The organism is Ruegeria sp. CDSA020, from assembly GCF_059612345.1.
This window is the reverse complement of sequence record NZ_JBXWQK010000004.1, coordinates 93,918-108,773: the sequence shown is the minus strand read 5'-3', so window position 1 is coordinate 108,773 and position 14,856 is coordinate 93,918. Positions and strand designations below refer to the sequence as shown.

Annotated in this window: 11 protein-coding genes; 2 read left to right on the top strand and 9 right to left on the bottom strand. The window is 56.6% G+C overall.

Going from position 1 to position 14,856, the window contains the following annotated elements:
• Positions 1–278 precede the first annotated feature (278 nt).
• From AC2FJW_RS08080 to AC2FJW_RS08040, 9 genes are all read right to left on the bottom strand, one after another.
• Entirely contained in the window at positions 279–1,844 is a 1,566-nt protein-coding gene (locus tag AC2FJW_RS08080) for a carbamoyltransferase C-terminal domain-containing protein (RefSeq protein ID WP_496677171.1), read from the bottom strand.
• Positions 1,845–1,898: 54 nt separating this feature from the next.
• A complete protein-coding gene (locus AC2FJW_RS08075) occupies positions 1,899–3,221 on the bottom strand; it encodes an alginate O-acetyltransferase AlgX-related protein (protein ID WP_496697080.1) in 1,323 nt (440 codons plus the stop codon).
• Positions 3,222–3,826: 605 nt separating this feature from the next.
• The gene (locus AC2FJW_RS08070) at positions 3,827–6,043 is read right to left on the bottom strand and encodes an NADP-dependent isocitrate dehydrogenase (protein WP_496749765.1); all 2,217 of its coding nucleotides are present in this window, start codon (positions 6,041–6,043) and stop codon (positions 3,827–3,829) included.
• Positions 6,044–6,262: 219 nt separating this feature from the next.
• Positions 6,263–7,288 (bottom strand): trans-3-hydroxy-L-proline dehydratase, encoded by a 1,026-nt coding sequence (locus AC2FJW_RS08065; protein WP_496749764.1) that lies wholly within the window; start codon positions 7,286–7,288, stop codon positions 6,263–6,265.
• Between the two features lie 11 nt (positions 7,289–7,299).
• Positions 7,300–8,538, bottom strand: a complete 1,239-nt coding sequence (locus AC2FJW_RS08060) for an NAD(P)/FAD-dependent oxidoreductase (protein ID WP_496749763.1) — start codon at positions 8,536–8,538, stop codon at positions 7,300–7,302.
• Positions 8,535–9,467: a 4-hydroxyproline epimerase gene (locus tag AC2FJW_RS08055; protein ID WP_496749762.1), complete on the bottom strand. Its 933-nt coding sequence runs from the start codon at positions 9,465–9,467 to the stop codon at positions 8,535–8,537. The genes AC2FJW_RS08060 and AC2FJW_RS08055 overlap by 4 nt, the downstream gene beginning before the upstream one ends.
• Positions 9,458–10,417 carry a dihydrodipicolinate synthase family protein gene (locus tag AC2FJW_RS08050; RefSeq protein ID WP_281995060.1) on the bottom strand — a complete coding sequence of 320 codons (960 nt, stop codon included), beginning with the start codon at positions 10,415–10,417 and terminating at the stop codon, positions 9,458–9,460. Before AC2FJW_RS08050 ends, AC2FJW_RS08055 begins: the two co-directional genes overlap by 10 nt.
• 158 nt (positions 10,418–10,575) lie before the next feature.
• Positions 10,576–11,634: an ABC transporter ATP-binding protein gene (locus AC2FJW_RS08045; RefSeq protein ID WP_271948765.1), complete on the bottom strand. Its 1,059-nt coding sequence runs from the start codon at positions 11,632–11,634 to the stop codon at positions 10,576–10,578.
• Complete coding sequence (locus AC2FJW_RS08040) at positions 11,631–12,437, bottom strand: IclR family transcriptional regulator (RefSeq protein ID WP_496749761.1); 807 nt, start codon at positions 12,435–12,437, stop codon at positions 11,631–11,633. Before AC2FJW_RS08040 ends, AC2FJW_RS08045 begins: the two co-directional genes overlap by 4 nt.
• A 140-nt stretch (positions 12,438–12,577) precedes the next feature.
• Between AC2FJW_RS08040 and AC2FJW_RS08035 the strand changes: the two genes are divergently transcribed.
• Together AC2FJW_RS08035 and AC2FJW_RS08030 are read left to right on the top strand one after the other, a co-directional pair.
• Positions 12,578–13,837: an ABC transporter substrate-binding protein gene (locus tag AC2FJW_RS08035; protein WP_496749760.1), complete on the top strand. Its 1,260-nt coding sequence runs from the start codon at positions 12,578–12,580 to the stop codon at positions 13,835–13,837.
• A 94-nt stretch (positions 13,838–13,931) separates the two neighbouring features.
• Positions 13,932–14,855: a carbohydrate ABC transporter permease gene (locus AC2FJW_RS08030; protein WP_142636168.1), complete on the top strand. Its 924-nt coding sequence runs from the start codon at positions 13,932–13,934 to the stop codon at positions 14,853–14,855.
• The last annotated feature ends 1 nt before the right edge of the window (position 14,856 follow it).

The window sequence follows — 14,856 nt, the reverse complement described above, 5'->3', positions numbered from 1 at the left end:
CTTGTAGCGACCAAGATCACCGTCGCCTGAAATACAAATCTTTGATGCTGCGCCCATGTTCGAACGAATTCTTATCCTAATGATTGGACAGCTTGGCCATTTTTCCGAGTTTTCTTGTCGTTATTTGCTCAATGTTTCCACACAAGAGACAATAGGCCGAAATCCTTGCTGTTGCAGAAGCTAAGAGGCGGCGTCTTTCAAAGTTTTGCAGACCTGATTCATACGACAAAGTACTTAACCTCCAAAAGTGCGGCGACACCGCAAGCGCGCCAATATTACTAGTTAAACCTGTAGAACGTGTTTCCTGCGACAAAGCCGTCCAGCTTTGCCGATCTTGCATAGTGATGCAGATCACTGGTTTTGTTTATGAACCCCGCTCCGCGAAAGTTCAGTGACGTATTGCACAATACACCCGTGCCCGAAGCCGACTTGAATGCGTTCAGCAGGTCGTAAAAGAAAGCATTCTGATCCCGGCGGACTGTTTGGACCCTTGCTGTCCCGTCTACATGCGTGATCGCGGCCAGGTTCTGATTGGTCACCTTCTGCAGATGCAACATATAAGGCGCGGAGTTTTCCCACTCAAAATGCTGGCTGACATCTTCCTCAAGGCAGGATGGGGCCACGGGGCTTGTATCCGGCCGGTTTTTAGCCCTGTTCAGGCGCACGCGGGTTTCGGCCCAGAACGGGGCCGCCAGAATCGAGCGGTTGCCCAATGCGCGCGGACCGATTTCACAGTTCCCTCTGGCCCAACCGATGAGCTCACCGGACATCAACGCATCCGCGACATCGTTCAGACGCAGCTCGCTGACCCGCATGCCGCTACTGTCGATTTTATCATCCACAAAGGACTGTCCGGAATAAACCGTCCAATCCAGCTTTGCCTGGCCCGTATAGTGGCGCATGGCATCAACTGCAGTTCCTATGGCGCAGCCGGAATCACTGCTGCAAGGTGGTACAAATACATCTCGGAACAAGCCGCAATTCTGCCACTTGGTGTTCCAATCGCAGTTCAATCCACATCCGCCGGCAATCACCAGCGGATAGCCCTCTGTCAGGTTCTGTTCGGCAAAGGCAAGGAACCGTGAAAAAATCGCATCCGAGAGTTTCTGTGCAAGATTACTGAACTGCTGGCTGTGCATTCCGACATTGAAAAACGGGGAATCGGTCAACCGATCCTTGCGCAGAATTTCGGCCAATGGCTGATCTGACAAAAGATAGTCTATCAGTGCATGTTCATCCGCGTCATGTGAACCGGGCTCTGCATAGGCACATGCCGCCATCATCCTCCCGGGGTCCTCACGCCGTTGTTCACGCGAAAGCACGGGATAATCGGGATCAACCAGTGCGCTCAGGAATGAATATCGGGCACCTGGCCCGGTCATTACCCGACCGACATGAGACAGCTTTAGATCTTCATCAATCTTGTAGAAATCGCCAAGCGTGTCTTCCCAAACCAACACATAACAAGGTTCACCCTGACGAAACGGAGACATCCCATAAGCGCCCCAAATATGTGCCCTTTCATGGGTCGATGAGAAAAAGTCGATCTCCTTGCCAAAAAACGTTCGTTTCCCCACGGTCTGAGCATCTTCGCCAATGCCGAAATACCCTGCCCCCGAGGTCGTCACATGTTGTGTTCCGGTCGTTGACCAGCCGCTAAGGGCCAGGATATCAGGCAAGTCCCGGAACCACAGGCCAGAGTCGATAAATGTATCCGGTGTGACTGACGTATTGCGGGGAAAACTGTCTTTCTCGGATTCATAGGAAAACAGCAGGTTACCGTTTTGGGCATCAATACCCGCAACCGTACCGTCGTGACCCGACTTGAATGACAAAATCTTCATTTCACACCTCAATACCGCGCCTGTTGCGCGGCCCTGGCAAAACACACCAATTCGTTACTGTTCTATCAAATTGCGTTGGCGCAGCCCCTCTGTAATTGCCCGAGCGGCCAGTTCTGCGCCTGCTTCGTTGAAATGAGAATCCGGCGCATAATACGATGCCGGATCCTCTTGCATTTCGATAACATCCGTTAAGTCTATCACGTCCAGCCCGGCCTGCGCAGCCGCATCTTTCACCAATACTCGCAGCGGGTCGTGGATAAAGGGCTGGGCGACCAGACCCATATAGCGGCTGACCGTCGGCACATACACGATGACGATCTCACCATCCCATTGTGATGTTATCTGCTTTGCCCGGATTAGAACATCCGCAAATACCGGGTTCTCATCGGTCGCTTTGGGATAGTGAATCCCAAGAATCTCGGCCGTTTTCTGCAATGCCAGAAAGTTCCTGAACACCCTTTGCGCCCGCAGGTAGTCGATCCAGGACAACGTCGTCTCAGACCACCATCCAGAAATAATTGGAGCGGATATTTCCGACTGATCCGGATGCTCGATCGGGCCAAAATCTGCAGCCGGGTCGAGTGCTTCGCGCAGCCACGGCTTCTCAAGCTCTCGTTCCAGATTGCGCCAGTCATTGCCCGCAAAGAAAGAAAAGATCGTAAGATCAGGCTGGAACTCTGGCCCGTATCGGCCCAAAACCGCCAGTTGATACAGCGGGCCAATGCCTCTGTGACCGGTGTTAAGCAAGCTCGGCATATCCTGACGCAGCTTATCCGCCAGATGCTCACCCTCTCTCAGGCAGAACCCTTCGGAAAACGAGTCGCCCAGCAGCATCACATTCAAATCGTTTTCAAAGACCGAAGGTGGATTGCGAAACCCCAAACGATCAGGCGTATAGGTCACCGGCTCGCCCAGCACCGAGCACAGCAGCATCTTGTCACCCGGCATGGGCGCCAGATACGCGGATTCGAGCAGCTGTGTATCCAGCGCATCGTTCACATGTTTCATTGTCCGGCCCGGCGGCAAATTTTCCTTGTATTCTTCGACGCTGACGTCATCGCCGACAAACCCGACCAGCCCCAGGCGCCCGGGGATTATCTTGATTGTCAGATAGGCCTCGAATGCGAACAGAGCCGCCAACAGGGAAACAGCGCTCACGCCAACTGTCAGCCTGCCTTCGTCTGATAAAAAGACCGCGCATAAGGCCAGCACCAGCCCAATCGCGCCCGGGGCCAGAATGTACCGGATCAGCCGCGCGGTTCCATTGGCAAATTCCGCTGAATTCATCAGCGCGTATGCGACGACCCCAAAGAAATAGAGAGCGGCAACCAGACATAGGATTGACCCGAAACGCGAACTGCGGGTTTTTTCAGTCATTCCATCTGGTCCCTTTCGACCGATATCGACATTTGCCGTCATTAACGGCGAAACCAGGCGAATTCAGTTGAACCGATTTGCATATCATCGGCAAGCTTTTCTGCGGCGCCCGGACAGGCGCAGGAAAAAGACGCATCACATGGACCTGTGAAATAGGAAAAATGCTCAAAAACAACGGGATAAACACACACGGCACACAACACTCGAATACAAAACAAAATCAGATTTTCTTACCACCGTTGTGCTGAAAAGCAAATCACCCGCTCTTTCAACACCTTGTGGGCACATGGCACAATCACATTTCGCGCATAATTCGCCTTTTCCAAGCCTATTGTTCCCGAATTCAACACGGCGCCAAAGCCCTTTCTGCGGCGGTAGAGCAATGATTTTGGTAGGTGTATCGTCTGCGGCACAGCAGACGGATGAATATACGGGAAACCCCTAATATCCAGCCAGCAGGGTTTTGTTACAGTTAACGCAACTACACCGGAGAGGTTTCGGCCTCCCCACTCGCTCAAAAAGGGACTGACTTTGGGGGTCGGTCCCTTTTTAATTTTCACGCCAGGTTCAGAACCCTGCCCAAATCAGGACAGAGGGCACCTGGATTACCCGTCAATGATACCATTGAGTGTCGCGCTCGGGCGCATGACTGCTGCAGTCTTGGTCGGGTCGGTGTGATAGTAACCACCCAGATCTGCCGCTGCCCCTTGTGCGTTGGCCAGTTCGGATAGGATCTGCTGTTCTTTCGCGGCCAACTCTGCAGCAATCGGCGCGAACTCGGCGGCCAGATCAGCATCATCGGATTGCGCGGCCAGCGCCTCGGCCCAATAGCGCGCGAACCAATAGTGGCTGTCGCGGTTATCCGGCTGCCCGACTTTGCGGCTGGGCGACTTATTGTTGTCCAGAATGCCCTGCGTTGCGGCCTCGGCAGCGGCGCCAAGAACTCCGGCTTTGGCGTTGCCTTTGCTGTCGGCAAGGAAATTCAAAGACTCGCCAAGCGCGCAGAACTCACCCATCGAGTCCCAGCGCAGGTGGTTTTCCTCGACCAGTTGCTGCACGTGTTTCGGGGCAGAGCCACCCGCGCCGGTTTCGAACAATCCGCCGCCCTGCATCAGCTTGACGATCGACAGCATCTTGGCCGAAGTACCCAGCTCAAGGATCGGGAACAGGTCGGTCAGATAGTCACGCAGCACGTTGCCGGTGATGGCGATGCTGTCGTTACCGGCCGTGATGGTCTCCAACGACTGGTGGGTCGCCTCACGCGGTGCCAGGATTTGGAACTTGTCCGCCACGCCAGCAGCTTCCAGTGTTGGTTGGACGGATTTGATCAGTTCGGCATCATGGGCACGGTTTGCGTCCAGCCAGAAGATCGCCTCGGATCCGGTCAGACGCTGACGGTCCATCGCCAGTTGAATCCAGTTCTCAATCGGAGCCTTCTTCACGGTGCAGGCACGCCAGATGTCGCCCTTTTCAACCGCATGCTCGTGCAACGTCTCACCATTGGCCAGCACGATGCGAATGGTCCCATTCGCCGGCGCCTGGAATGTTGTCGGGTGGCTGCCGTATTCTTCAGCTTTCTGTGCCATCAGACCCACATTGGCCACAGCCCCGACGGTGGCTGGGTTCAGCGCGCCATTGGCTTTGAAGAATTTGACGGATTCATCATAAATAGACGCATAACAACGGTCCGGGATCACACAGTTGGTGTCACCCTTGGACCCGGTTTCGTCCCAACCCTTGCCACCAGCACGGATCACGGCAGGCATCGAGGCGTCGATGATCACATCAGACGGCACGTGCAGGTTGGTGATACCCTTGTCGCTGTCGACCATGTACATGGACGGGCGGTCGCCCTTGATCGCGTCAATGGCTGCCATGATATCGGCGTTGCCTGCAACCCGCTCCAGCAGATCGCCCAGACCCGAGTTCGGGTTCACACCCAGCGCATCCAATTCAGCGCCATAGGCCTCGAATACCGGGGCAAGCCACGCCTTGACCGCATAGCCGAAGATGATCGGGTCGCTGACCTTCATCATTGTGGCCTTCAGGTGAAGCGAGAACATGGTGCCGTCTTTTTTGGTGTCTTCGATGGCCTCGGCCAGGAAAGACGACAGCGCATTGACGGACATGAAGGTCGCATCGGCAACGGTGCCCTCGGCCAGCGGCCAGCCGTCTTTCAGAACCGTAGTACTGCCGTCTTGTCCGACAAATTCGATTTTGGCGTCACCGGCTTGCGCCGCAGTGATGGTGGCCGATTTCTCATTCGCGTAGAAATCATTGCCGGACATGGACGAGACTTTAGTCTTGCTGTCAGCGGCCCATGTACCCATCGAATGCGGGTTCTTCTGGGCATAATTCTTGACGGCGCGCGCGGCGCGACGGTCGCTGTTACCTTCGCGCAGAACCGGGTTCACAGCCGAACCCTTGATAGCATCATACCGCGTGCGGATCGCTTTTTCTTCGTCAGTCGCAGGTTCTTCGGGATAGCTCGGGATGTCATAACCCTGTGCTTGCAACTCTTCGACGGCGGCCACCAGCTGCGGCACCGAGGCCGAGATGTTGGGCAGCTTGATCACATTGGCATCGGGTGTCTTCACCAACTCACCCAATGCGGCCAGATCATCGGTGATGCGCTGCGCATCTGTCAGCTTTTCGGGGAAGGTCGAAATAATCCGCCCAGCAAGTGAAATATCCTTGGTTCCGACGCTGACACCGGCGGCGGATGCAAACTTTCGAATGATGGGTAGGAATGAGGCGCTGGCCAGCTCGGGCGCTTCGTCTACAATGGTATACAATATGTCGAAGTTCGATTTATCTGCCATATTCTTTTACCTTTTTAAGCCTTTCGGGGCGTGCGATCCAAGAGTTGGGGCCACGTCGATGTGGCACGTAAGGGACGTTACAAGACTGCCGTCCCGGGATGACTCTGTATTGACAGGGCCTCCCTTAAATGACGTTTGGCTTGGGATCAATCGCCAGAGGCCGCGCATTTTGACACGGTTTGCGGAAAATCATCAAAACTGCTTGCCAATGGGCAAAATTCAGACGCCCCACGTATCGCTGAGCTTATATCCGCCCGGCCAGGGATCGTCCGGGTCAAGCATGTGTTGATGTGTACCGGTAATCCATCCGCGGCCACTGATCTCGGGAATGATCGCGGCACGCCCCCCGATCGTTGTGGCCTCGACGATCTGTCCGGTGAAAGACGAGCCGATGATCGAAACCGCCTGGAAAGTTTGCCCGACTGCCATTTCTCCCTTGGCGGCCATCAGGGCCATACGGGCAGAAACTGCGGTACCGGTAGGGGACCGATCAACTTTGCCCGGCTGGATCGCCACAGCGGATTTTCCGCGCAGGCCATTTGCGACCCGCTCGGTCGGGCCACAAAAAGCGCAGAATGAAATGTGATTCCAGTCCGGGTTTTCGGGATGCGTAAACCCAATTTGTTCGTTGGCCGCATTGGTGATCGCTACACCCAGCCGCGCAATGTCACGCGCCTCGTCCTGCACGATGTCAAACCCAAGCGCCGCCGCATCGACCACCACGAAACTGTCGCCCCCATAGGCCGTATCCACGGTCAGGGTGCCAAGGCCCGGCACCTCAAGCGGAACGGCGAGCCGGTCTACAAAACTGGGCAGGTTCTGCACAAATATGCGCTCAGCCTTTCCATTCCGGCATTCGGCGCGCACCTCGACCAGCCCGCCCGGCGCCTCAAGCGTCAGATGTGTAACCGGTTCCTGCATCGGAATGATCCCGCTATCCAGCAGCACGGTGGCCACGCAGATCGAGTTTGAACCAGACATGGGCGGTGTGTCTTCGGGCTCCATGATAATGAACCCGGCATCTGCCTTCGGATGTTTGGGCGGCACCAACAGGTTCACATGGCGAAACACGCCTCCGCGCGGTTCGTTCAGGACAAAGTTGCGCAGGGACTGGTCGCGGGCGATGAACGACCGCTGCTCCCACAAGGTATCACCGGGTGGCGGAAGAACACCGCCGACGATGACGTCGCCAACCTCGCCCTCGGCATGGGCAGAGATCACATGGAGAGTTTTGTTACTGCGCACGACCCCCTCCCTCAGAACCGGCCAGCAGCAAAGGGGGCTGGCGAAATCGGGGGGGCCTGACGGTCAACCATGGCCCCAACAAGTTCGGCCGTGCCTGCGGATTGGGTCAGCCCAAGATGCCCATGGCCGAACGCATAGAACACGCCAGACGCATTTGGAGAAACACCGATGACCGGGATGCTGTCAGGCATCGACGGCCGGAACCCCATCCATTGCGTGCCTCCTTCGGTCTTGAGGCCGGGTAGAAACTCTTCGGCTTTGTGCAATAACGTGTCGGCCCGTTTGAAATTGGGGGCAAGGTTCAGCCCACCCAACTCAACCGCGCCACCGATCCTGACACCGCCATTGATCCGACTGGCAACGAATCCGTGCCGCGAAAAGGACAGGTGCATCCGCAGATCAAACGCGCCTTCGGGCAGGGTCGTATTGTATCCACGCTCGGTTTCAAGCGGGAACCGATCACCAAGAGTTCTGGCGATGTGATGCGACCATGCGCCCGCAGCCACGACCACTTTCGCCGCCTCCACCGGACCTTCCGCCGTTTCAAGGCGCATACCGCTTTGCTGTGGCACCAGAGCCTGAATATCGCGCCGCTCGATCCGGCCTTGCCGGTTTTGAAAGGTTTGGGCAAGGCGCTCGACCCATTTCTTGGGATCAACGGTATTCAACCAGTTGGGCGTAAATCCCGCATGAGTGAACCGAGGGCTGAGGCCCGGCTGTTTTTCGGCAATCGCCTGAGGGCTTTCCAGCAATTCAAAGTCGATACCATGCTGGCGGCGCACCTCCCAGGCGGGCAGGCTTGCGCGGTATTCGGCCTCGGATTCATAGAGCTGCATCTGACCGTCGCGCTGCATCATCGCCTCGCCGTCAACCGCTGGGATCAACCGTTCAAGCGCGGCGCTGGACACTTTCATGAGGCTGGCCTGAGCGGCCAACAGCTCGGCATAGCGACCGGGCTGGCTCGCGCGCCAGAAACGGTACATCCAGGGCGCAATCTGCAATGCATAGGCAGGCGGGATCGACAACGGCCCCAACGGGTCAAGCAGCCACTTCGGTGCCTTTTTCATGATGCCGGGCGTTGCCAGAGGCTCAACCTCGGAAAAAGCAAAGGCCCCGGCATTTCCGGCCGAGGTCTGCGCGGCGACGCCTTCCTTGTCCAGGACCAACACGGCATGACCCCGGCGCTGTAGTTCCAGCGCAATGGTCATGCCAATCACACCAGCTCCGATGACGACGATCTGCTGGGTCATACCTCAATCCCCGAACGGAATGGATCAGCCGCTTCAAAAATCAACCGCGACTCCGCCATGACATAGGCCTGCCCGGTGATCGAGGGGATGACACCGCCATTGGACCCAGCCTGATAGGACAAGCGATAGGTGCTGCCAATGACACTTTGCTGGACGATTTCCTGCCCCGGTGCCAATAGACCCTCAGCGGCCAGACAGGCCAGGCGGGCGGAGCTGCCGGTGCCACAGGGCGACCGGTCGTAATTGTCATCCGGGCACAGAACAAAGTTGCGGCTGTGAATCGCGTGCTCGGGCGATGCGTCCTGAAAGATTACATGATCAATTGGTTCACCCTGCTCGCCGCCAACCCTCTGCGCGATCGAGGCTTTGCGGATAGCAACGGCCCTATCGGTCAGTTCCCGAATATTGGCCGGAATGACTGAAAGCGGGCTTGGATCGACGATAAAGAACCAGTTTCCACCATAGGCCACATCCCCTGCAACCTCACCGAAACCGGGCACATGAAGTGAAATGTCGCTGTGAACGCGGCGGCTTTCGATATTCGTGACCGTGACAGTATTGGCATCGTGCAGCTCGACCGAGACAACTCCGGCTGGCGTTTCGATCCGATGTGTTCCAACATCGATCCGACCAAGATGCGCCAGCGTCACGGTCAGGCCAATGGTTCCGTGGCCGCACATTCCCAAAACAGCATCGACATCAAAATAGATCACGCCGGTGACACAGGTTGGATCAACCGGTTCCACCAGCAAGGCCGCGACCATGGCCGGTTGTCCCCGCGGTTCAAGCATGACCGAACGATAGAAATCCCTGTATTCGGTGGCCAGCCGCCGGGCGCGTTCAGCCAGAGGGCCAGAGCCCAGATCTGGTGCGCCATCGAGGATAACCCGGGTCGGTTCTCCTCCGGTGTGGCTGTCGATCACATGCATTCTGCGATCACCCCACCTTGTTTCAACCAATCGGCGAACCAAGCCCCAAACAACGCGTATTGCTGTTCGCAATAATTCCGCTGTGCATCTGTCAGGGCATCAGTTTCATTGAAATGCAGGCGGTATTCCTCTTCCCCGTTCAACACCAGAAGATGCTTGTAATACAGCACAAGATCCGGGCCCTCATCAAAACTGGACAGCACCTGAATGGCCTCGGTCAGTTCTTGCGCCCGTAACCGGGCTTCGGCATCGCCCCGCGCGGCCTTTTGAGAAAGCGCAGCCAACAGCAACGCCTCACGCGGGAGGGCCGTTCCGATCCCGGTGATCGAACCGGTTGCCCCACAGTTGACGAAACCGTGGTAAACCTCGGTGTCCACACCCACCATCAACGTCACATCATCATCCTGACTGGTGATGTTTTCCGCTGCATAGCGCAGATCGTCCTTGCCTCCGAATTCCTTGAACCCAATGAGGTTAGGGTGTTCGGCGCGCAGGGCAAAGAACAGATCAGCCTTTGTTGCGAAACCATAATATGGGCTGTTGTAGATAATTGCCGGCACGTCCGGCGCAGCGGACAGGATTGCCTTGAAATGGTTCTTTTGCGCAGTTGATGAGCTCCCTCGGGACAGAACCCGGGGAATGACCATCAACCCGACTGCGCCGACCTTTTGCGCATGTGCTGCGTGGGCCTCGGCGGATTTGGTGTTGATTGCCCCGGTTCCGACCACAACCGGCAACCCGGCATCCACCAGACGTTCCACCCCTTCCATGCGCTGCGCATCCGTCAAAAGCGGCCAGTCGCCCATGGATCCGCAATAGACAACCGCAGACATGCCTGCGTCGATCATTTGCTTGCCCTTCCGAACAAGTGCGTTGAAATCCGGCTGCCTATCCGCCGAGCAAGGGGTCATGAGCGCGGGCATCGTACCGCTAAATACATTGGTCGACATACGGTGCTATCCTCTAGTTACAGGGGTCCAGATAGGCGTCAGGCGCCCGTTTTCACGCGATAACGGATATTGGATACAAAATCCATATATATTCGACGCAAAAAGCCCGCGTTGGACCTTTCGTCTGACGCGGGTGTTTTTGACTGTCTAAACGGCGATTATCTCAACCGCAGGCCGGTTTCAGGATCAAACAGCATGGTGCGTTCCGGGCGGATCGAAATACCAATGCGTGTACCCTGCTTACTGCGCTCGTCTTCGCGCTCTTCAACGATCAGCTTGTCGCCATTCGATGTCAGCAAATAGGAATAGCTGACGCCGCCAAGCGCCTCGGTCAGATCAACAGTGCAGGTATCGCCCGATCGGTCGACCTGAATATGTTCGGGGCGGATACCCAGCGTGACCCGAGACAGACCCAAAGGAACCGATGCTGGGACGGGCAGAGGCTGAGTGATCGCCGGATGAGTCACCTGACCATCAACGATGTCGCAATCCAGGAAGTTCATGGCAGGCGAGCCAATGAACCCTGCTACAAACTTGTTATCTGGATCCCGATACAGATCCATCGGCGCACCGACCTGTTCGATCCGACCATCGCGCAGCACCACGATCTTATCGGCCATGGTCATCGCCTCGACCTGATCGTGAGTCACATAGATCATGGTCGCGCCAATTTCATTGTGAAGCCGGGCAATTTCCACACGCATCTCAACGCGCAATTCGGCGTCCAGGTTGGACAGAGGTTCATCGAACAGGAACACCTCGGGGCCGCGCACAATCGCACGCCCGATGGCAACGCGTTGGCGCTGACCACCCGACAGGGCCTTGGGTTTGCGCTTCAGGTACTGGTCCAGCTTCAGGATACCCGAGGCTTCCTGAACCTTCCTGTCGATTTCGGCTTTTGCCACGCCGTTCATCCGCAGGCCAAACCCCATATTCTCGGCCACCGTCATATGCGGGTACAGGGCATAGGTCTGGAACACCATCGCCACGCCCCGTTTCGCAGGGTCCTGATGTGTCACCTCGCGCGCGCCGATGTGAATTTGGCCCTCGGTCGTTTCCTCAAGCCCTGCGATCATCCGCAACAAAGTAGATTTTCCACATCCCGATGGGCCGACAAAGACACAGAATTCACCATCCTCGATTTCGAGGTCGATCCCGTGAATCACCTGTGTCTGGCCATACCGCTTAATCGTTTGGTTCAGAGTTACTCCGGTCATGTCGCTTGTATCCTGTCCTTCTGGCCATCGGGGCGTGTTTCAGGGAACCGCCAGGCCTGAGCTTCGGCCGCGATTTGATCGGCCACCCGGCGCACGCGGGGAATCCAAGCCTCGAGCTGGTCGAAATTCATCCGCTCGGTCGAGCCGGTCACCGATATTGCACCCAGCATCCGCCCGCCCGGCGTTCGGATCGGGCAGGCAACACAAATGATCCCCGTCTCGTGTTCTTCATCATCCAGGGCGTAGCCCCGGCTGCGGATCAGTTCCAGATCGGACCGCAGCGCAGCTTCCGAGGCCAAGGTCTTATCCGTAAACCGGTGAAAGCTTTGCTGTGAGATCACCTTGTTCAGCTCGGCCTCATCCAGAAAGGCCATCATCGCCTTGCCCACACCCGTACAATAGGCCGGTCCGACCTTGCCCGCCTGTGAATACATCTCAACCGGCTGGGCGGCATTGCGCTTATCGACATACAGAACCTGACCAGAATCGAGCTGCGCCAGATGCACAGTCTCGCCCGTTTCACCGCTGAGCGTATCAAGAAACGGCCTTGCGATCGGCGCTAGTGAGCTTTGCGTCCACGCCGCATGGGCCAGCCGAACCAGCCGCAAACCCGGCGCATAGGTCTGCCTGTCCGGGTCATAGGACAACATCCCCTGATTTGTGAGGGATTGCAGAAACCGATAGAGCGTTGCCTTGGGAAAGCGGCTGCTTTCCAGCAGTTCCGCAAAGCGAACCGGCCGCTGAAACGCGGCCACCTGATCAAGCACGTCACATGCTTTCCCTATCGTTCCATCACCTGCCACGGGCGCTCTGTCTCCTCCGATTAACCTGCGGCCGCAGCCACGAGGGTCTTGACAAGACTAACCGAGTCGATGTGTAGTTTTCAACATATAAAACTAAGTTCCAATATATGGAACTAAAATGGAAGCTAAGGGAGGAAACCATGCATTCCATCTACAAGCGCACCACGGCCGCGCTGGCCATGAGCGTTGCACTTGCTGTTCCCGCCTCTGCCGAGCTTACCGGCGAACTGCGGATATTCCTGGACACATCGAACCCGGCACCCCGGGCCACGATGGAAGCAATGATCGACAGATTTCAGCAACAGCATCCGGATTTGGCCATCGAGACAACGGTGATCGACCGCGAGGCCTACAAAACTCAGATCCGCAACTTCTTGACTGCGGATACGCCGGATGTCGCCACGTGGTACGCGGCGAATCGGATGAAACCCTATGTCGAGGCCGGCCTGTTCGAAGACGTCTCAGACCTGTGGGCGGAACCTGCGATTGCGGACAATCTGGCCTCAACCAAAGGTGCGATGACGATCGACGGCAAACAGTGGGGCGTGCCCTATACCTACTATCAGTGGGGCGTTTATTATCGCAAAGACATCTTTGACGAGCTGGGCCTGACCGAGCCCACCACCTGGGAAGAAGAGCTGGCGAATTGCCAAAAGATCGTCGATTCCGGTCGCGCCTGCTATACGATCGGCACCAAGTTCCTTTGGACTGCAGGTGGCTGGTTCGACTACCTGAACATGCGCACCAACGGCTATGACTTCCACAACCAGCTGGCCAATGGTGAAATCAGCTGGGAGGATGACCGGGTCAAGCAGACCTTCGCCAACTGGAAACAGCTGATCGATATGGGTGCCTTCATCGACAACCACCAGACCTATAGCTGGCAAGAAGCTCTGCCCTTCATGGTCAACGGTGATGCGGCGGCTTATCTGATGGGCAACTTTGCCGTGGCGCCACTGCGTGAGGCGGGCCTGAGTGATGACCAGCTGGACTTCTACCAGTTTGTTGCCATCAACCCCGATGTCGAACTGGCCGAAGATGCACCGACCGACACGTTCCACATCCCGTCAAACGCGGCAAACAAAGAAGCCGCCCGTGAATTCCTGCGCTTCGTTGTGTCTGCGGATGAACAGACCGAGATCAACAATGGCTCGAATCTCGGCCAGTTGCCGGTCAATGCTCAGTCCTCGGTAGATGCCGACAAGTTCCTGCAGCAGGGCTTTACCATGCTGTCGTCAAACAGCCCGGGCGGAGTCGCCCAGTTCTGGGACCGCGACGCACCGGCAGAAATGGCCAAAGCGTCGATGGAAGGCTTCCAGGAATTCATGGTCAAGCCAGACAATGCGGACAAAATCCTGGCCAAACTCGAACGGGCGCGTCAGCGCATCTACGACAACTGAACCGGTCAGGATTGGCAAAGCCCATCCTGAGCCATGACCTGCGTAAGGCGGGTATCAACCCGCCTTACTCCGCCTACCAGAACCGGGGACGCCCATGACCGCCGTCGATACCCACGAACAAGAAAGCTGGTTCCACCGAAACCAACAGCGCATCGCGCCCTGGTTATTTTTGGCCCCAGGCCTGTTGTTCTTTATGGTCTATGTGATCATTCCGGTCTTTCAGTCCTTCAACCTGTCGCTTTACGAATGGGACGGCCTGGGGGCTGCCGAATATGTCGGATTTCGCAATTATGAAGACCTGTACTGGGAATGGTCGGATCGGGACGCCTTTTACATCTCGCTCAAAAACAACCTGATCTGGTTGCTGCTCTATCTGGCGGCGATTCCGGCGGGTCTGTTCATTGCGCTGTTCCTGAACCAGACGGTCTGGGGCATCCGCCTGTATAAATCCCTGTTTTTCTTCCCCTTCGTGATTTCTCAGGTAGTTGTTGGCCTAGTGTTCACATGGTTCTATGACCCCACATTCGGCCTGCTGAACGAATTCCTCGGATTCTTTGGCATGGGCCCCGTGAACGTGTTGGGTGACGAGCGGTTCGTGACCTATGGCATCATCTTTGCCGGTCTCTGGCCGCAGACAGCTTATTGCATGATCCTGTACCTGACCGGCCTCAACGCCGTGGACCCCGAACAAATCGAAGCCGGGCGGCTGGACGGTGCCAAGAGCTGGCGGATGTTGTGGCATATCATCCTGCCGCAACTGCGCCCTGCCACCTTCATTGCCTTTGTCGTCACCATCATTGGTGCGCTTCGCAGCTTTGACCTGATCTCAATCATGACACAGGGCGGTCCGTTCGGATCATCGCGCGTGCTGGCCTATTACATGTTCGAGGTCGCCTTGTCCGAATACGGATTCCGCATGGGATATGGCGCGGCTATCGCGGTGATCCTGTTCCTGATCATGCTGTGTTTCATCGGTTATTTCCTGTGGTCAATGTACCGCGAAGAAAGGGGGCACTGAG